This window comes from Phyllobacterium sp. LjRoot231 (assembly GCF_964253365.1).
Classification (GTDB): Bacteria; Pseudomonadota; Alphaproteobacteria; order Rhizobiales; family Rhizobiaceae; genus Phyllobacterium.
This window is the reverse complement of record NZ_CAXUQT020000001.1, coordinates 794,982-813,693: the sequence shown is the minus strand read 5'-3', so window position 1 is coordinate 813,693 and position 18,712 is coordinate 794,982. Positions and strand designations below refer to the sequence as shown.

The window sequence follows — 18,712 nt, the reverse complement described above, 5'->3', positions numbered from 1 at the left end:
TTTTTTGCGCCTAGTTCTTCCCGTCGATTCGCTCAAGGTTTATTGTAGTGATTCGGGATGACGTTGTTCCAGGTGGGCCAACCGATTGAAAAATCAAATGGATGTGAACAAACGGCATTCGTCACGATGGGGCAGCGACGGTTGATATGGAAATTGGTGAAGCTCGCAGTAACAATGCAGCACACGGCAGATCGATGCTGAAAAGACTGCGAATACTGCTTGCGAGCGGAAGCTCATCATTGCCGATCGTGTTGATGTCTCACCTGCCAGCCGGTGCCCAGGATGCGTTCGGAAAAATCAACACACCTTTTGGCGTTGCAGTAGGCACATTCGAAGTTGTGCAGTTCGCCATGTTTCTCGGCGCAATGGGCGCTGCGTTACTCTCCGCCGGCTGGCTTATTCGCGAACGCAGCCGCATTGCCCATGAGAATCGCCAACTGCGCGACAAGGTTGCCGACCTCAGCGTGACAGTCCAGCGCAATGAGGCCTTGCTCAATCTGAAGGATCAGCGCGTCATCGTCTGGGAAGGCGCGTCCAGCACACCCAATCTGATCGGCAATCTGCCGCCGGAAATCGGCGTGCCGGAAGGCCGGGCGCTGTTTTTGGCATTCGGTCGGTGGCTGCGCGTCGATTCCGTAACGCTGCTCGATCGTTCCATCTCGGCTCTGCGCGACAAAGCGCGGCCGTTCGACATTGCCGTTGAAACCTCGAAGGGTGCACCGCTGGAAGTACAGGGCCGCACCTCTGGCGGTTATGCAATCGTGCGTTTCATCAATCTCGGTGAATCCCGGGCAGCCCAAGCGCTCCTCAAGTCCGAAAACTACCAGCTCAATGAGGCTGTCGCCACATTGCGCGGACTGCTGGAATCGGTCGATATGCCGTCCTGGAGCCGTGATGGGGATGGCCGTCTCAACTGGGTCAATACGGCCTATGCCAAGGCCGTCGATGTTCGTGATCCACAGCTTGCGATCCGTGATGGGCGCGAATTGTTCGGTGGACAGGCGCGGGAAAAGATCGAACGCGAGAAGGCATCAAACCACCGCTTCCAGGATCAGCTGTCGACGGTCGTTGGTGGTGATCGTCACGTCTTTCGCGTCACCGATGTTGCTGGTACCGCGGGTTCGGCTGGTATCGCGACCGATATCAGCGAGATTGAACTGATCCGCGAGGAGTTCAAGCGTACGGTTCTCAATCATTCCGACACGCTGGATCAGCTGAACACCGCTGTCGCCATGTTTGATGCCAATCGGAAACTGCAATTTTACAATCAGGCGTTCGCCAAGCTTTGGGGATTGGACACCGCTTTTCTCGAAAGCAGCCCTGACAACACGATGTTGCTCGATCGCTTCCGCAGCGACGGAATCCTGCCTGAGCAGCAAGATTGGCGCCGGTGGAAGGAAACAGTGCTGTCGGCCTATCATTCGGTCGAATCGCAGGAGCATATCTGGTACCTGACCGATGGCCGTACCTTGCGCGTTATCGTCAATCCGCAGCCGAAAGGCGGCGTGACCTGGGTATTCGAGAACCTCACGGAAAAGCTGGAGCTGCAAAGCCGTTACAACACGCTGATCAAGGTACAGGGCCAGACTTTGGATCATCTGGCGGAAGGCGTGGCTGTCTTCGGTTCGGACGGAAAGATTCGTTTATCGAATCCTGCCTTTGCATCACTGTGGTCACTGAAACGCGAGCAAATTGCCGAGGGTATGCATATCTCTGCCATTCGCCGGCTATGCGAACCGGTTTCGGATGCCACGCATTGGGAAACATTCGTTACAACGGTCACGGGTTTTGATGACGAGCGCCAATCACTCTCCGGCCATATCGAACTCAGTTTCGGCAAGATACTCTATTATGCGACGGCGCCATTGCCGAACGGTCAGACCATGCTGACCTTTGTCGATATGACAGACTCGGTGCAGGTGGAGCGGGCGCTGAAGGAAAAAAACGAGGCGCTTGAGCGGACGGACGAGCTGAAGAACGATTTCGTCCAGCACGTTTCTTACGAGTTGCGTTCACCTTTGACCAATATCATTGGTTTTACCGAGCTTCTGCAAACACCGATGACGGGACCGCTTAATGACCGCCAGCGCGACTATCTCGATCACATCGGCACATCGTCCTCTGTACTGCTGACCATCGTCAACGATATCCTCGACCTTGCCACCGTCGACGCCGGAATCATGGAACTCGATATCAGCGATGTGTCGGTCACCGATGCGATCACGACTGCGTCTGAGAAGGTGGCGGAACGTTTCAAGGAGCACAATATCCTCCTCGATATCCGCATCACGCCGGGCACAGGCTCCTTTCGTGCCGACGCTAGCCGCGTCAAGCAGGTTCTGGCCAATCTTCTCAGCAACGCCGCCAACTACGCACCGGAAGGCAGCACTGTCACGCTTGCCTGCTGGCGCGAACAGTCGGAGATGGTGTTCAGCGTCAAGGACAATGGCCCTGGCATGCCGGATTATGTCCTCGACAGCATCTTCAAGCGTTTCCAGCCCTATCCGAACGGCGGACGCAAGCGTGGCGCGGGGTTGGGCCTCTCGATCGTCAAGGGCTTTGTTGAACTGCATGGTGGCAAGGTCGATATCAACAGCGCCGCTGGCAAGGGCACGCTGGTTACCTGCCGCTTCCCGCTTGAGGCGCGAACATTCAGCATTGCTGCTGAATAGGCTTTCATGACGCAACTTACCATTCACCTTGCAAGCACCGAAGATACAATACGTCTTGGCCAGGATCTTGCGCTGGCGCTGCGCAAGGGTGATCTCGTCACGCTGTCGGGGGATCTCGGTGCCGGAAAATCCACGCTGGCGCGCGGCCTCATCCGCACCATTGCCGATGATAATAGCTATGAGGTCCCAAGCCCGACCTTCACGATCGTACAGTCCTATCCGGAGTTGCGGCTGCCCATCAGCCATGTTGATCTCTATCGCCTGTCATCTGCCGATGAGGTGGATGAACTCGGTCTCGACGAAGCTCTGGAGGACGGCGCCGTTGTGGTGGAGTGGCCGGAACGGGCGGAAGGTGCACTATCAGCGCCCAACTTGAGCGTGACGCTCGTGAACGAAGGCGACGGCCGTAAGGCATTGATCGAGGGCGAGCCCACTGCGCTGGCGCGGCTGCGGCGTTCCCTGGCTATCCGTAATTTCCTCGCCAAGTCGGGATTTCCCAATGCCGAGCGGCGCTATCTGCTCGGCGATGCATCTGCCAGGGGATATGAAACGATCGCAACCGCGGAGGGACATCCGTTTATCCTGATGAATTCACCCTACAATCCCGGTGGTCCAATTCTACGTGATGGCAAAACTTATATGCAGATTGCTCACCTTTCGCAGTCAGTTGCTGCATTCGTCGCTTTGGACAAGCTTCTGTCTTCGAAGGGTTTCAAAGTCCCGGAGATATACTTTGAGGATTTGGCGAACGGGTTTCTGATCCTGGAAAACCTTGGCAGTGAAGGGGTGCTTGATGCTGATGGCGCACCAATCGCCGAACGCTATGAAGCGACCGTTCGTCTGCTGGCACAGCTGCACCAGCAATCCTGGCCGCAGGATATCGATGTTGCCAAGGGTTATTCCCATCACATCCATGATTTCGATCGCGATGCGATGATGATCGAGGTCGAGCTGTTGTCCGACTGGTATGTGCCGCGCGTGAGCGGAACGGCGCTCGGATCCGCGCAAAAGGCTCAATATGTCGCTGCTTGGAATAAGGTATTTAGCCAATTAAATAGTTCTGAGAAAAGCCTGCTGCTACGCGACGTCCACTCGCCCAATATTCTATGGCGTGAGAATGAAACCGGCATCAATCGTGTCGGGCTTATTGATTTTCAGGACGCGATGATCGGTCCGTCTGCATACGACGTCGCGTCGTTGATCTTCGATGCGCGCGTCACGATTGCTCCCGAGCTGCAGGATCATTTGCTCAGCGCCTATATCGAGGAACGGCACTCGGGCAATGCGCTATTCGATGAAGCTGGTTTCCGCACTGCGTTTGCTATCATGGCCGCACAGCGCAACGCCAAGATACTCGGCATCTTCGTCCGGCTTGACGAGCGCGACGGCAAACCCTTTTATCTGAAACACCTGCCGCGCATCCAAGCTTATTTTAATCGCGTTATCGGCCATCCGGCGCTGGCGCCGGTGAAGGATTGGTGCGAAAAGGCAGGGATTCTTTCTTCGGAGATTTGATTGATGACAGGTCCGCATACGGCAATGGTTCTGGCGGCCGGTCTCGGCAAGCGCATGGCCCCGATCACGGATACAATGCCGAAGCCGCTGATAAAGGTAGCCGGCAAACCATTAATCGATTGGGGACTTGAAGCATTGGTTGGCGCAGGCGTGGAGCGCGCGGTCGTCAACGTCCATCATCTCGCCGATCAGGTCGACGCGCATCTGGCGAAGCGAAAAGCACCGGCGATTCTCATTTCGGATGAACGCAACGAACTGCTCGATTCCGCCGGCGGCATCATCAACGCACTTCCGAAGATCGGATCCGAACCTTTCTACGTCCTCAATGCCGATACTTTTTGGGTGGATGGATCCAGGCCGAATCTTGTCCTGTTGGCTGAAGGATGGGATGATGCGCGCATGGATATTCTTCTGATGATTGCAGCGAAGGATCAGGCCACCGGTTATGACGGGCGCGGCGATTTCCATAGGAGCAACGATGGCCGGTTGCGCCGCCTCGGAATTGGCGAAACGTCGCCCTACATTTATGCCGGTGCGGCCATCATCCATCCGCGCATTTTCGCAGCCGCGGCGCCGGGCAAGGCTTCGCTCAATCGTTATTTTGATGCGGCGATCGCAGCGGACCGGCTCTTTGGCCTGCGGATGGATGGTCTATGGCTAACAGTCGGAACACCCGATGCGATTGGCGATGCGGAAGCCGCCATCGCCAGACAGACGGTCAATGGTTGAGCACAAGCATTCGCACATATTCTCCATAGCGCCGGGCATTCCGTTTCTGCCTGCCCTGGTCGATGCGTTGCAATCGGGAGCGCTCATACCAGACTATCCCGCCGATCCGTCCGACCCCATGGCACTGGCGCACGCGACGATCTACGTGCCGACGCGCCGCGCAGCACGTACCTTGCGCTCGCTGCTCGTCGAAAAGAGCCCGGTCAAGTCTGCCATTCTCCCCGTAATCCGCCCGCTCGGCGATGTGGATGAGGATGCGGCGATGTTCGACATGGGATCGGACGCCTTTTTCGATCTCCCGCCGCCGATCAGTTCGACGGAACGCCTATTGCTTCTGGCGCGGCTGGTGCGGCCTTGGCGCGAACGCCTGCCGGAGCATATCCGGGCACTGTTCGGTAATGAGGAAATCGCTATCCCGGCCACGGCTGCCGATGCGATCTGGCTTGCGCGCGATCTTGCAGGTTTGATGGATCAGGTCGAAACTGAAGCCATGGGCTGGTCGACCCTCTCCAACATCGTGTCGGAGGAGCTGCCGAACTGGTGGCAGGTGACGCTGGATTTTTTGGGTATCGTCACTAGTCTTTGGCCGGGAATCCTTGCCGACCGGCATCGATCGAATCCGGCCGCGCACCGCAACCGCCTGATCGAGCTCGAGGCGGAGCGACTGTTACGCAGCCCGCCCGCCGGTCCGGTCATCGCGGCGGGTTCCACGGGTTCTATTCCCGCCACCGCGAAGCTGCTTGCGGCAATCGCATCCTTGCCCCAGGGCGCTCTCGTCCTGCCGGGGCTTGATCGCGATATGGATGAGCCAAGTTGGGACATTCTGGCAAACGCCGCCGACAACCCATCGATTTTTGGCCACCCGCAATATGGTCTAAGGAAACTTTTGAGTGAACTCGGTGTTTTACGTCACGACGTCGTTCATTTGGGAAGCGTCACACCAGAGAAACGTGCACGCGAACATTTGCTGGTTGAAGCCATGCGTCCCGCCGACACAAGCGAGGCATGGGCTCATATAAACCGGGATAGTGGCAAGTTTTCCGCCGCCGTCGCGCCTGTTACCTTGATCGAAGCGGCAAATGAACGCGAGGAGGCGCTCGCGGTGGCCGTTGTATTGCGTGATGCCATCGACCAGCCGGGCAAGACGGCAGCGTTGATCACGGCGGACCGCGATCTGGCGCGTCGTGTCTCGACCGAACTCGCTCGCTTCAATATTTCAGCGGACGATTCTGGCGGCCATGCCCTGCGCGAAACACAACCGGCGACGCTAATGCGGCTGGCGCTCGAAACAGTGTTCAATCCGGGCGATCCGGTTGCACTGCTGGCATTGCTAAAACATCCGCTGACCCGGCTTGGTCTTGAACGCACCGCCGTGCGGCAGGCCGCAGAAACAATCGAGCTTGTATCGTTGCGTGGTGGCACCGGTCGCGCCACGCTTTCAGAGCTCGCGGTATTCTTCGAAAAACGCCTGGTGGAAGCCAGCAACACACCTTTTGAACCCGTCTGGCTGCGGCAAATCTCCTTGGCACACATCGAGATCGCGCGTGTCGCTTGCAATGCTCTCAGCAGAAGCATGGAATCGCTGACTGTGCTTGCCGACAGGGTGGAACCCGTCGAAATGGCTGAAATTATCCGTGCCACGGTCGCCAGTGTGGAAAATCTGGCGCGCGACGACCAGGGCGACATCGCGGCGCTCTATTCCGGCGCTGCGGGTGAGCAGTTCGCCGCCTTCCTGCGCAATCTGGTTTCCGCCGATGCAGGGCTGGATTTTTTATCCTCCGAATGGCCTGCGATTATTGAAGCGTTGGTCTCGGGAGAAGTGATTAAACCCAAGGCTGGTGCCCATCCGCGCCTCTTCATCTGGGGTGCGCTCGAAGCGCGCTTGCAGACCGTTGATACGGTCGTCATCGGCGGGCTCAACGAAGGCTCCTGGCCAGGCAAGACCCGGAATGATCCGTTCATGTCGCGGCCGATGAAATCCATCATCAATCTGGAGCCGCCGGAGCGACGCACAGGCCTTGCCGCCCATGATTTCCAGATGGCGATGGGAATGGACCGCATTATTCTCACGAGGGCGCAACGCTCGGCCAATGCGCCGACGGTCGCCTCGCGCTGGCTGCAGCGTCTGGAAACCGTGCTCGGCAAGGCCGCGGGCACGGAAATGCGGATGCGGGGAGCAAAATATCTGAACTGGGCGCGTGAGATCGACACGGCGCCGGATGAAGATTTCGTCAAGCGACCCGAACCTAGGCCGCCGCTCGATGCGCGACCGAAGCATTTCTCCGTGACGGAAATCGAAACGCTCAGACGTGATCCTTACGCGATCTTCGCCCGGCGTATCTTGCGCCTGCGCCCCATTGAGCCGCTTATCCGCGATCCCGATGTAGCTGAACGCGGCTCGTTGTTTCATAATATTCTGGCGCATTTCACCGAACAGGGCATTGATCCTGTTCACCAAAATGCGTCGGAACGCCTTCTGGAAATTGGACGGCGCTATTTCGATGATATCGCGCTGCCCGAAGAAATCGACGCGGTCTGGTGGCCGAGATTCCAGTCACTGGTTCCGGAATATCTCAAATGGGAGCGGAACCGCGCGCACCTCATAGCGGAGCGTCATCCGGAAATCGCTTCAAGGAAGATCCCCGTCGAGGCGACAGGCATTACGCTCTCAGGCCGTGCGGACCGGGTGGACCTCCGGCGCGACGGCACGGTCGAGATTATCGACTTCAAGACCGGTTCGACGCCATCAAAGCGACAAGCGCATGTGCTGCTCTCGCCACAACTCGCGCTTGAAGCCGCACTTCTGGCGCGTGGAGCCTTCCACCAAGTCGGCAAGCGAGATGCCGCCGATCTTCTCTATGTGCGCCTCCGCCCCAATGGCAAGGTTGATCCAGAATCGATCTTGAAGATCGGCACTGCCGTCAACGGCAGTGAGAAAAGCGCGCCGGAACTGGGCGAACTTTCGTGGCGGCGTCTGACCGAATTGCTGACCGCCTATCGCGACCCGCAGAAAGGCTATCTGTCGCGCGCGCTGCCCTTCAAGGAAAGCGATCTGACTGGCGACTACGATCATCTTGCTCGCGTGCTGGAATGGTCGGCGGGCGGCGCTGACGATGGCGGCAACGGCGAATGAAAAAGCCCCGCATCATCCCTAGGGAAACTATTGTCGATCAGAACCGGGCGGCGAACCCGAAGGACTCTGTCTGGGTTTCTGCCAACGCCGGATCGGGCAAGACGCATGTTTTGACCGAACGTGTCATTCGCCTGCTGCTGGACGGAACCGATTCCTCGAAGATTCTTTGCCTCACCTACACCAAGGCAGCGGCAGCGGTTATGCAGAACCGCGTCTTTGCCCGCCTTTCCGACTGGGCGACGATGGGCGAGGAGGCGCTGGCGCAAACGCTCGAAGAGATCGATGACAAGCGACCCGGTCCGAAACGGATGGCGCAGGCGCGCCGTCTGTTTGCACGGGCGTTGGAAACGCCTGGCGGGCTCAAGATTCAGACCATCCACGCCTTCTGCGAGGCAATTCTCCATCAGTTTCCACTCGAAGCCAATATCGCCGGCCATTTCGAATTGATGGATGACATGATGCAGGTGGCGCTGGTCGGCGAAGCGCGTCGCCAACTGTTGCAGGCCGCGCGTCTTGACCACAACACGGAACTTGCCGCCTCCTTTGCCGATGTGCTCGATGCCGCCGGGGAGTTTGGTCTGCAGCAACTGCTCGACGAAGCCGTGAACAAACGGCATGATCTGACACAGTTCATCCGTGAAATCGGCCAAGACGATTTGCGGCGCCAGACATTCTATTCGCATTTTGGCTTTATGGGCGACGAGACCGAGGACGGTATCCTGTCCACGCTTTGGCCGGTGCGGGAGTTCGATCACTCCGTGCTCTCCGGCATTCTGGAGATACAAAAGAGTGCAACGCGGGCGCAAGAATTTGCGCTGATCCTTCTCCAGGCCAAGTTCGACGAACAGGTCGACCAGCGCGAAGAAGCGTTGCGGGCGGCGTTCCTGAAAGCGACGGGAGATCCCAAAAGCGGTTCTTATATCGCCACAAAGGGTGTAACCGAGCGCTATCCGGATTTTATCGATCTGTACGATCAAGCGGCACAGCGCGTATTTCAGGGGCTGGACCGCCTCAAGCAGGTGCGCCTGATTCGCCTTACCCTCTCTGCGTTGGTTCTTGTCGACGATCTGATCAGCCGCTACCAGCAGATGAAAAAAACACACGGTCTTCTCGATTTCGACGATCTGATTGTTCGTACGGTAAATTTGTTGGCACGGCAGGACGCCGGGCCATGGGTCCAATACAAGCTCGACAAAGGAATCGACCATATTCTCGTGGATGAGGCACAGGATACGAGCCCCAATCAATGGCGCGTCATCCGCCTGCTCAGTGAGGAGTTTTTTGCCGGCAGATCCGCACGTGATGTCCGCCGGACGCTGTTTGCCGTGGGCGATGAAAAGCAGTCGATTTATTCGTTCCAGGGCGCCATTCCTGAGGATTTTGCTGAGCATGGCCGGGCGACCGCACGAAACGCCGCGCAAGCAGACTTGAGTTTTGCCCGCGTCAATCTCAACTTCTCCTTCCGCTCCGCGCCGGATGTCCTGTCGGCCGTCGATAAGGTTTTCGCCCGTCCGGAAGCTCATCGCGGCTTTGGCGGCAACGGCGGCCGCACTGTGCATACGGCAATCCGGGATCACGACCCCGGCGAAGTCGAGTTATGGGACATGCTGACGCCGGAAACGGCTCCCGAAGAGGAAGACTGGCGCAAGCCTGTGGACAGCCTGCCTGCTCCACCCGTGCGGCTCGCCGAGCAGATCGCCAGGACGATCGATCTTTGGCTCAAGAACGGAGAGATAATCGAGGGACAAAACCGGCGCCTTGAAGCGCGGGACATCATGGTCTTGGTACGCAAGCGTGACCAGTTCATGCCCGCTCTATCCCGCGAGTTGAAGAAGCGGCACGTCCCCGTCGCCGGTGCTGACAGGTTGAAGCTCACCGACCACATTGCCGTCAAGGATTTGATGGCGCTTGGCCGGTTCATGCTGCTCCCATCCGATGATCTATCGCTTGCAGCCTTGCTGAAGAGCCCGCTTTTCAAATGGAACGACGAACAGCTGTTTGACCTCGCCTATGGCCGGGCGGAAAATGAAACGCTCTATCAGCGATTGAATATGCGCGCCGAGGATGACCTGATTTTGCGCGCAACTGCGCAGCGATTGCAGAACTGGCGCAATCGTGCCGACACGGTTCCCGTGTTCGAGTTCTATGCGGAGGTTCTGGGACCTGGCGGTGCAAGACGCGATCTGCTGGCTCGGCTCGGCCATGAAGCCGGCGATGTCATCGATGAATTCCAGAACTATGCGGTCGCGACGGAAAAGACCGGATTACCGGGACTGCAGGCATTTCTCGAAACGCTGGATGCGGCTACGCCGGAGATCAAACGCGAACTTGACCAGAGTCGCAATGAAGTGCGTATCATGACCGTCCATGCCGCCAAAGGGCTCGAAGCGGCTGTGGTCTTCCTGGTCGATTCCGGCAGCGCCGCATCGTCGGGCGGGCGCACGCCAAACCTCTTATCTTTCGACATGAAAGAAAGGGCCGGTTGGCAGGGCAGGGGCTTTTTGTTCGCTCCAACCAAGGCCTATGCGACCACGTTCACCGGACAGATCGTAGACGACTTGAAAATCCGCGCGGAAGAAGAATATCGCCGCCTGCTCTATGTCGGCATGACACGTGCTGAGGACCGCTTGATCGTTTGCGGCTATCGCGGAACGCGGCAGGCATCGGACACATGGCATGGTCTGGTTGAGGCAGCACTGGCAGACGAAAGCGAGCCGTTCGAGCATCTGGTCGAAGGTGTGATGGCCAAGCGCTACCACGTGACAGAGCGCATGGCCTCGCCGATCGACGAGCCTACCCCCGCTTCCGAAGCGCCTGTCGACCCATTTCCCTCGTCCTATCGCTCTCCCATGCCGCGCGAGGCTGGCCTGCCAAGACCCCTCGCGCCTTCCGGCGTTTCCGTGTTGATCGAGCCCGACGATGAAGCGCCCTTGGTGACCGGCTCGCCAGTGCTGACAAGCGATGGCGGTGATCCATCCTTCGCTATCCGTCGTGGAACGGTCATTCACGCATTGTTGCAGACCCTGCCAAGTTTGCCCGCCGAACAACGTATCCCCGCCGCAGAGCGCTACCTTTCGCGTGCTGCGTTCGACTGGCCTCGGCAAGAAATCGAAAACGCTCTGCAATCTGTGCTCGGTGTTATAAATGATCTGCGCTATGCGCCGGTCTTCGCATCAGGTTCGCTTGCAGAAGTGGCGATCATGGGAACGTTGCATCTACGCGGCAAGGACCACGCAGTATCCGGCGTGATCGACAGGCTGGCAGTAGACGAAGAGCGGGTGCTTATCGTCGATTACAAGACCAACCGGCCAGCCCCGCGTGATCTTGCCACTGTCCCGGACGCCTATGTTGCGCAGCTCGCTCTTTACCGCCAATTGCTGGAGCCCCTTTATCCCGGCAAGACTGTGGAGGCTGCACTGCTTTTCACCGAAGGTCCGCACCTGATCGATATCCCTGCCGATGCGATGCACAACGCTCTCGCCCGGCTGATGTGATCAAAAAGGCTTGCAGCTGGTGCGTGGACGTTTGCACTGAATCGTGACAAGACTGAGCTTGACGAGCGTGAGCCGACTCACCACATGATGTGCAACACATTCACAAACACACAAGGAAAAGCCCATGGCTACCGTCAAGATCGATACCAGCAATTTCCAGTCCGACGTCATTCAGTCAGGTCAGCCTGTCGTCGTCGATTTTTGGGCAGAATGGTGTGGCCCCTGCAAGATGATTGCCCCTGCGCTTGAAGAAATCGCTTCCGAGATGGAAGGCAAGATCACGATCGCGAAGGTCAATATCGATGAAAATCCGGAGCTGGCTGCCCAGTTCGGCGTTCGGTCGATCCCGACTTTGCTGATGTTCAAGGATGGTGAACTTGCTGCCAATCTGGTCGGCGCTGCCCCCAAGAGCAAATTGTCGGATTGGATCAGAAATTCGGCTGCTTGATTGCGTTGAGTAATTCTAACCACAAAAGCCCGGCCCAGCGTCGGGCTTTTTATTGTGTCACCCTATTATTGTGGCGGCGTGCCGTTGTCCGAAAGAACATCGCCGGCAAGATAAAGCGATCCGCCGATAAGAATGCGCGGTGCCGGCTCGGATGTGTCCCAGCTATGCGCCAGGATCTTCAGAGCATTCTCGACTGAATGAACAGGTTCAGCCGAAAGGCCAGCCTCATTGGCTGCAAGCGCAAGCTCATCATGCGGAATCCCGGCGCCGCTGGAGCGGATCGGTACTGTGTAGACGTGCCGCGCCATGCCGGTAAAAGCCTGGAAATAACCAACCGGATCCTTGGTATTGATCATGCCGGTGATGAGAAACAGCGGCCGTTGGTTGCGATCTTCCAGTGTGGCGACAGCTTCGGCGATCACCAGCCCCGCGCCAGGATTGTGTCCGCCATCGAGCCATATTTCCGAACCCGGAACTGCCATATCAACCAGCTTGCCCTTGATGAGCCGCTGCATTCGCGCTGGCCACTCGACACTTGTCATCGCTCTTTCGACGGCCTGTTCCGGCACCTTGAACCCGGCGATTCTGACCGCCTGGATTGCCGCGGCGGCGTTTGCCAGTTGGTGGCGGCCGAGCAGTGCGGGTAAGGGAAGATCCATCAAGCCCTTATTATCCTGATAGACCATGCGGCCACGCTCTTCGAAGCTGAGGAAATCCTGGCCATACACCGTAAATGGGCAATCCCGCCGTTCGGCGGTCTCGATCAGCACCATGCGGACGGCTTCTTCTTCCTGCGCGCCAATGACGACCGGGCAGCGCGACTTGATGATACCGGCTTTTTCCGCAGCAATCAGCTCGACGCGGTCCCCAAGATAAGGTTGGTGGTCGAGCGAAATCGGCATGATTACGCTGACAGCGGGCTCGGGAATAACATTGGTCGCGTCGAACCGTCCGCCGAGGCCAACCTCAAGAATGACAGCATCTGCCGGGTGTTCCGAAAACAGCACAAACATAACTGCTGTCAGGATTTCAAAAACGGTGATTGCCTGGCCGGCATTGGCGTCTGCAACACGCTTGACTGCATCGGCCAAAACATCATCGTCGACAATCTTGCCGCCGCCTGGCGCGCCAATCCGGTAGCGCTCATGCCAGCGCACCAGATGCGGAGAGGTGTGGACATGCACCGTGTAGCCTGCAGCTTCCAGCAGCGCCCGCGAGAAGGCGACTGTGGAACCTTTGCCATTCGTGCCCGCGACGTGAATTACTGGCGGCAGCCTCAGGTGCGGATTGCCAAGTGTGTCCAGAAGACGAGTTATACGACCGAGCGACAGATCAAAGCCTTTGGGGTGGAGCCCCAAGAGCCGGTCGATCTCTTGTTCAGCGCGCGACGGCATTGCACAGCCAATTAAAAAAACAGGTCGGCATCAAGCTTCAGTTTCGACCGGGACCGGCAGTATAACGGCCTGTTCCTCTGGGTGCTCTTCAGGAATTTCCGTCGCTACTTCACCCATCAACATTTTCAACAGGCGAGCGATTGTCGCTTTCAATTCCGGCCGCGGCACGACCATATCCACCATTCCATGCGTCTTCAGATATTCGGCGCGCTGGAAACCTTCGGGCAATTTTTCACGGATGGTCTGCTCGATGACACGCTGTCCGGCAAAGCCGATCAATGCACCGGGTTCGGCAATGTGAATATCGCCAAGCATGGCGTAAGAGGCGGAAACGCCGCCTGTCGTAGGGTTGGTGAGAACAACGATGTAAGGAAGGCCAGCTTCTTTCAGCATTTCGACAGCGACTGTCGTGCGCGGCAACTGCATCAGGGAGAGAATTCCTTCCTGCATACGAGCCCCACCGGAGGCAGCGAAAAGCACCAGCGGTTTCTTCTGAGCGATCGCGGTTTCGAAACCTTTGATAATCGCTTCACCCGCCGCCATGCCGAGCGAGCCACCCATGAAACTGAAATCATGGATGGTAACGACGATCGGTAGCCCCTCAATCGTACCAAGTGCGTTGATGATCGCATCATCCTGGCCGGTTTTGGCGCGGTGTTCCTTCAGCCGGTCGACATAACGCTTTTCATCGCGGAATTTCAGCGGGTCGGTTGCAACTTTCGGCTGTTCCAGCATCTCGAAGACGCCGTCATCGAAGAAGAATTTCAGCCGGTCCTTTGCGGGGATGCGCATATGATGCCCAGAGGACGGCACGACCCATTGGTTCTTTTCCAGATCAGTATGGAAAACCATTTCGCCGGATTCAGGATCCTTGATCCAGAGGTTCTCCGGCATTTCACGGCGACCAAGCATCGAATTGATCTTTGGCCGGACGTAATTCGTGATCCAGTTCATGATCGGTCCTGTTCTTCTATCACGCTATTGATCTAAGGGTTCTATTCTGCCGCCGCAAGGCTTGACGCCCGCACGCCGCTGGAAAGGCCATGCACCATGGTGGCAACGGCTTGGGCCGGGTCGGCCACTAATGAACCGTCGGGATTAATCGTGTTGGCAACCGCATTGACGATCGCCGTACCAACGACAACTCCGTCTGCGGCAGAGCCGATGACCTTGGCCTGCTCAGCGGTCTTGACGCCGAAGCCGACCACCACTGGCAGATCCGTGTGTTTCTTTATGCGTTGGACAGCGGCTGCGACCTTGCTCGTATCAGGGAGGGCCGATCCGGTAATACCGTTCATCGAGACGTAGTAGACAAAGCCCGACGTGTTCTGCAGAACCTTCGGCAGTCGTTTGTCGTCGGTTGTCGGTGTCGCCAGGCGAATGAAATTGATCCCGGCCTTGATGGCAGGAATGCAGAGCTCTTCGTCCATTTCCGGTGGCAGATCGACGATGATCAGGCCATCGATGCCGGAGGCGACGGCGTCTACAAGAAAACGGTCCACACCGTAAATGTAGACCGGGTTGTAATAACCCATCAGGACGATTGGTGTTGTGTTGTCCACCTGCCGAAAGCGCGCGGCGAGATCCAGTGTCTTCGTTAACGACATGCCCTTTTTCAGCGCACGCAGGCCTGCCGCCTGAATGGCTGGTCCGTCGGCCATCGGATCGGAGAAAGGAACGCCGAGTTCAATAATGTCGGAACCGGCACCAGGCAGCGCCTGCATGATCTTCAAGGACGTGTCGAAATCCGGATCGCCGCCCATGAAATAGGTGACGAGCGCCGGACGACCTTCTGCTTTGAGAGTGGCAAATTTTCTGTCGATACGCGTTGCCATGATCAGATATCCATTCCAAGCAGTTGGCCGACCGTGTGCACGTCCTTGTCGCCGCGGCCTGAAAGGTTGACGATCATGATCTTGTCCTGCGCCATTTTAGGCGCAATCTTTACAGCATGGGCGATGGCATGAGCGGATTCGAGCGCAGGGATGATGCCTTCAGCCCGCGTGGTCAACTGGAAAGCATCCAGCGCCTCGTTGTCGAGGATCGGCACATAGGAAACGCGGCCAGTATCGCGCAGCCAGGAGTGTTCGGGGCCGACACCAGGATAGTCGAGCCCGGCAGAAACCGAATGGCCATCGAGGATCTGGCCATCCTTGTTCTGCAAAAGGTAAGTACGGTTGCCGTGCAGTACGCCGGGGCGCCCCGCGCTCATCGAGGCACAATGTTCTTCGCCATCCAGGCCGCGACCACCTGCTTCAATGCCGATGATCTCGACGCTCTTGTCGTCAAGGAAGGGATGGAACAGGCCGATTGCATTGGATCCGCCGCCAACGGCAGCGATGATCGTGTCAGGCAGGCGGCCTTCGCGTTCCAGGATCTGCTCGCGCGCTTCAGTACCGATGACCGACTGGAAATCCCGCACCAGTTCCGGATAGGGATGCGGGCCTGCGGCCGTGCCGATCAGGTAATATGTGTCTTCGACATTCGAGACCCAGTCACGAAGGGCTTCATTCATCGCGTCCTTCAGCGTGCCGTGGCCAGACGATACCGGCTTGACCTCGGCGCCGAGCAGCTTCATGCGAAACACATTCGGCTTCTGCCGCTCGACGTCGGTTGCACCCATATAGACCACGCAAGGCAGGCCGAAACGGGCTGACACTGTAGCCGACGCGACGCCGTGCTGGCCCGCGCCGGTCTCCGCGATGATGCGGGTCTTGCCCATGCGCCTGGCGAGCAAGATCTGGCCGAGGCAATTATTGATCTTGTGGCTGCCCGTATGGTTCAAATCTTCGCGCTTGAAATAGATCTTGGCGCCGCCATCGAGACCCTGATCCTTGGCGAGCTGGCGTACGTGCCGCGTCAGGCCTTCGGCATAGTAGAGCTTGGAGGGACGTCCCGCGTAGTGGGTCGACAACTCCTGCAGTTCGGCCTTGAAGGACGGATCATTCTTCGCGTCTTCATAGGCCTGTTGCAGTTCAAGGATCAGCGGCATCAGGGTCTCGGCAACAAAACGCCCACCGAATATGCCGAACATGCCCTCTTCGTCCGGGCCTGTCTTGAATGAATTGGGTTCAACCACCGTGTTCACTACGTTACTCCATTCTTGAGATCCCCGTCGTCTCTGCGAAACGACCGCCTCTTGTACTCAGGCCGCATCGGCACTTTTGGCAGCGCGCACGGCCCGGAAAAATTCCCTGATCAAGCTAACATCTTTTACACCCGGCGCGGACTCGACGCCGGATGAAATATCGATCCCGTGCGCATTCGTCGCTTGCAATGCGTCAGCGATATTGCCCGCATTAAGACCACCGGAAAGCATGTAATCGATAGACGCGTCAAGCGCACTCAGCACCTGCCAGTCAAAAGAAACACCATTTCCGCCGGGAAGCTCCGATCCTTCTGGCGGTTTGGTATCGAAAAGAAAGCGATCAGCAATACCGATATAGGGCGTGATCTGGTCAAGATCGCCGCGTTCGCGCAAGGAGAACACCTTCATGACCGGCAAGCCGTAACGCGTCTTGATCTCGGCGACCCGCGCAACGCTCTCTTTGCCATGCAATTGCAGCATGTCCGGCTGCATCGCAGCAACAATGCCGTCGAGCGTGGTGTCATCTGCGTCCACAGTCACAGCGACAGCCTTGGCACGTCCTTTGGCAGCCTGACGCAAACGGCCTGCCCCAACAGGGTCGATATTGCGCGGGCTTTTCGGGAAGAAAATGAAACCGATATGCGACGCGCCGCCATCCAGTGCCGCAGCAACTGCTTCGTCGGTTTTCAACCCGCATATCTTGATATCAAGGCTCATAGAGCGGAACTCGCACGAAAATGCGTCAAAGTCGAGGATTTTGCGCGTTTCAATCTGCCATCACAGATGGTGGTGATAGCCCTCTTTCACAAGGAAATCGAACGCATCCGCGACAGATCGAGGGATGGATTGCGCAATCTGGAAGCCCTTGGCCGGATAGTCGACCATGCGCTGTACATCCCCGACCATTTCATGGATGAACATCTCGAGCGGATAGGCTTCCGTCGGCTGATCCTCGAAACCGGTCGGTGGCGCCGTTACCAGCGCTTCAATATCCGGCCATTGAGCCCGAACGGTTGCGTAGACTCGGCGCTGGGTCTGCGGTTTCGTGACGATAATGATGCGGCGCATCTCGTCACCTGCCATCGCACGCGAAAACCTTATGTTCTCGCCGATATTGGTGGCCTGTGGCTCGACCAGGATGGCTTCATCAGGAACGCCTAGTTCATTTGCGCGCGCTGCAAAAGCTTCCGCTTCAGTTCCTTCATACAATCCACCTGTCCAGTTGCCGGACTTGCCGGTGAAGAGGATCCGCTTCGCCAGACCCTGATGAAACAGTTCGGCGCAGCGATCGGCGACACGCAGATCATAACTGCCAAGGCCTATGATCAGGTCAGCTCTCGACAATTCATCATAGACGAGGTGAAAATCCCATAGCGTACGGGCCGCCTGCAAAACGGCGGGAGAGACCGCCGATTGCATCAGCTGAAATCGATGGCTTGCAAGGCGCCGCCATTGCGTTTGAGCCAGGCCTTGCAGCGCTCAGTATCGGGGCAAAGCTCGACGCACAGCTTCCAGAATTTCGGACCGTGGTTCATCTCTTTCAAATGGGCCACCTCATGCGCGACCAGATAGTCGATGATCGGCGGAGGTGCCATCATGATGCGCCAGGAAAAGGATAGCGTGCCATCCGATGTGCATGAGCCCCAGCGGCTCTTGGTGTCCTTAAGGCGAATGGCCTTTGCGCGCCGCCCTACAGTGGTGGTGTGGCGCGCGACGAGCATGTCGAGGTCGCGTCGCGCCTCGCGCTTGAGGAAATCCCCGACCCGCCGCGCCAGATGCGGACGGTCGCCATAGACGATCAGCCTCGGCCCCTCTGCCCCATTTTCCTGCCGCACGGTACCGCGCTTGGCTGGTTCATGCACAATGAGGTGTGGCACGCCGCGCACGGGGATCTTCACGCCCGGGCGGACCTTCGGTTGATCCGGCATCTTCGCAATGCGGGTTTCGATCCAACGCTCATGGCGCGTCAGAAACTTGTCGATCTCCCGGGCTGGCATGCCCGGCGGCACCGTCATGCGCAGTCCCTTGCCACCAGCGTCGATGCGCAGCGTCAACCGCGTCGCCCGCGGATTTTCCATCACCCGCAGCGGCAGGACGCGGCCCGCAACCTCGTAGCTCCGCTCGGCTTGCAGCGTTGCGGATTTTTTCGGCGGGCTGCGGAATAGGGACAGGATCATGAGGTCACATTAATTGATTCGAACAAAACCAGTGAAACAAAACAGAAGCGGCGCCCGAAGGC

13 protein-coding genes are annotated in these 18,712 nt (G+C 57.9%); 6 read left to right on the top strand and 7 right to left on the bottom strand.

Annotated elements, in window-relative coordinates; genetic code table 11:
- The first annotated feature begins 194 nt into the window (after nt 1-194).
- The 6 genes from ACSQ3H_RS03820 (at nt 195) to trxA (ending at nt 11,991) form a co-directional block, all read left to right on the top strand.
- The gene (locus tag ACSQ3H_RS03820) at nt 195-2,672 is read left to right on the top strand and encodes an ATP-binding protein (RefSeq protein WP_436115813.1); all 2,478 of its coding nucleotides are present in this window, start codon (nt 195-197) and stop codon (nt 2,670-2,672) included.
- Nucleotides 2,673-2,678: 6 nt separating this feature from the next.
- The gene (gene tsaE, locus ACSQ3H_RS03815; protein ID WP_436115812.1) at nt 2,679-4,187 is read left to right on the top strand and encodes a tRNA (adenosine(37)-N6)-threonylcarbamoyltransferase complex ATPase subunit type 1 TsaE; all 1,509 of its coding nucleotides are present in this window, start codon (nt 2,679-2,681) and stop codon (nt 4,185-4,187) included.
- Nucleotides 4,188-4,190: 3 nt separating this feature from the next.
- Nucleotides 4,191-4,916, top strand: coding sequence for a nucleotidyltransferase family protein (locus tag ACSQ3H_RS03810; RefSeq protein WP_436115811.1), 726 nt, complete (start codon nt 4,191-4,193; stop codon nt 4,914-4,916).
- On the top strand, nt 4,909-8,049 hold the full coding sequence (addB, locus tag ACSQ3H_RS03805; protein ID WP_436115810.1) for a double-strand break repair protein AddB: 3,141 nt from the start codon (nt 4,909-4,911) through the stop codon (nt 8,047-8,049). The genes ACSQ3H_RS03810 and addB overlap by 8 nt, the downstream gene beginning before the upstream one ends.
- Nucleotides 8,046-11,543, top strand: a complete 3,498-nt coding sequence (addA, locus tag ACSQ3H_RS03800) for a double-strand break repair helicase AddA (protein ID WP_436115809.1) — start codon at nt 8,046-8,048, stop codon at nt 11,541-11,543. Before addB ends, addA begins: the two co-directional genes overlap by 4 nt.
- 124 nt (nt 11,544-11,667) lie before the next feature.
- Complete coding sequence (gene trxA, locus ACSQ3H_RS03795; RefSeq protein WP_436115808.1) at nt 11,668-11,991, top strand: thioredoxin; 324 nt, start codon at nt 11,668-11,670, stop codon at nt 11,989-11,991.
- Between the two features lie 65 nt (nt 11,992-12,056).
- Here trxA and ACSQ3H_RS03790 read toward each other — a convergent pair whose 3' ends face one another.
- The 7 genes from ACSQ3H_RS03790 to ACSQ3H_RS03760 are packed head-to-tail and all read right to left on the bottom strand — an operon-like array spanning nt 12,057 to nt 18,650.
- A complete protein-coding gene (locus ACSQ3H_RS03790) occupies nt 12,057-13,385 on the bottom strand; it encodes a bifunctional folylpolyglutamate synthase/dihydrofolate synthase (RefSeq protein ID WP_436115807.1) in 1,329 nt (442 codons plus the stop codon).
- 30 nt (nt 13,386-13,415) lie between these two features.
- A complete protein-coding gene (accD, locus tag ACSQ3H_RS03785) occupies nt 13,416-14,339 on the bottom strand; it encodes an acetyl-CoA carboxylase, carboxyltransferase subunit beta (protein WP_436115806.1) in 924 nt (307 codons plus the stop codon).
- A gap of 41 nt (nt 14,340-14,380) precedes the next feature.
- Complete coding sequence (gene trpA / locus ACSQ3H_RS03780) at nt 14,381-15,220, bottom strand: tryptophan synthase subunit alpha (protein WP_436115805.1); 840 nt, start codon at nt 15,218-15,220, stop codon at nt 14,381-14,383.
- A 2-nt stretch (nt 15,221-15,222) separates the two neighbouring features.
- Nucleotides 15,223-16,473, bottom strand: a complete 1,251-nt coding sequence (gene trpB, locus ACSQ3H_RS03775) for a tryptophan synthase subunit beta (protein WP_436115804.1) — start codon at nt 16,471-16,473, stop codon at nt 15,223-15,225.
- A 57-nt stretch (nt 16,474-16,530) separates the two neighbouring features.
- A complete protein-coding gene (locus tag ACSQ3H_RS03770) occupies nt 16,531-17,190 on the bottom strand; it encodes a phosphoribosylanthranilate isomerase (protein ID WP_436115803.1) in 660 nt (219 codons plus the stop codon).
- Between the two features lie 60 nt (nt 17,191-17,250).
- The gene (locus ACSQ3H_RS03765) at nt 17,251-17,892 is read right to left on the bottom strand and encodes a YdcF family protein (protein ID WP_436115802.1); all 642 of its coding nucleotides are present in this window, start codon (nt 17,890-17,892) and stop codon (nt 17,251-17,253) included.
- The gene (locus tag ACSQ3H_RS03760) at nt 17,892-18,650 is read right to left on the bottom strand and encodes a M48 family metallopeptidase (RefSeq protein WP_436115801.1); all 759 of its coding nucleotides are present in this window, start codon (nt 18,648-18,650) and stop codon (nt 17,892-17,894) included. The genes ACSQ3H_RS03765 and ACSQ3H_RS03760 overlap by 1 nt, the downstream gene beginning before the upstream one ends.
- Nucleotides 18,651-18,712: the final 62 nt, after the last annotated feature.

Excerpts from the sequence above, each read along its gene's own strand:
- ACSQ3H_RS03820 (WP_436115813.1), top strand. The coding sequence starts at position 195 with ATGCTGAAAAGACTGCGAATACTGCTTGCGAGCGGAAGCTCATCATTG.
- tsaE (WP_436115812.1), top strand. The coding sequence starts at position 2,679 with ATGACGCAACTTACCATTCACCTTGCAAGCACCGAAGATACAATACGT.
- ACSQ3H_RS03810 (WP_436115811.1), top strand. The coding sequence starts at position 4,191 with ATGACAGGTCCGCATACGGCAATGGTTCTGGCGGCCGGTCTCGGCAAG.
- addB (WP_436115810.1), top strand. The coding sequence starts at position 4,909 with ATGGTTGAGCACAAGCATTCGCACATATTCTCCATAGCGCCGGGCATT.
- addA (WP_436115809.1), top strand. The coding sequence starts at position 8,046 with ATGAAAAAGCCCCGCATCATCCCTAGGGAAACTATTGTCGATCAGAAC.
- trxA (WP_436115808.1), top strand. The coding sequence starts at position 11,668 with ATGGCTACCGTCAAGATCGATACCAGCAATTTCCAGTCCGACGTCATT.
- ACSQ3H_RS03790 (WP_436115807.1), bottom strand. The coding sequence starts at position 13,385 with ATGCCGTCGCGCGCTGAACAAGAGATCGACCGGCTCTTGGGGCTCCAC.
- accD (WP_436115806.1), bottom strand. The coding sequence starts at position 14,339 with ATGAACTGGATCACGAATTACGTCCGGCCAAAGATCAATTCGATGCTT.
- trpA (WP_436115805.1), bottom strand. The coding sequence starts at position 15,220 with ATGGCAACGCGTATCGACAGAAAATTTGCCACTCTCAAAGCAGAAGGT.
- ACSQ3H_RS03770 (WP_436115803.1), bottom strand. The coding sequence starts at position 17,190 with ATGAGCCTTGATATCAAGATATGCGGGTTGAAAACCGACGAAGCAGTT.
- ACSQ3H_RS03765 (WP_436115802.1), bottom strand. The coding sequence starts at position 17,892 with ATGCAATCGGCGGTCTCTCCCGCCGTTTTGCAGGCGGCCCGTACGCTA.
- ACSQ3H_RS03760 (WP_436115801.1), bottom strand. The coding sequence starts at position 18,650 with ATGATCCTGTCCCTATTCCGCAGCCCGCCGAAAAAATCCGCAACGCTG.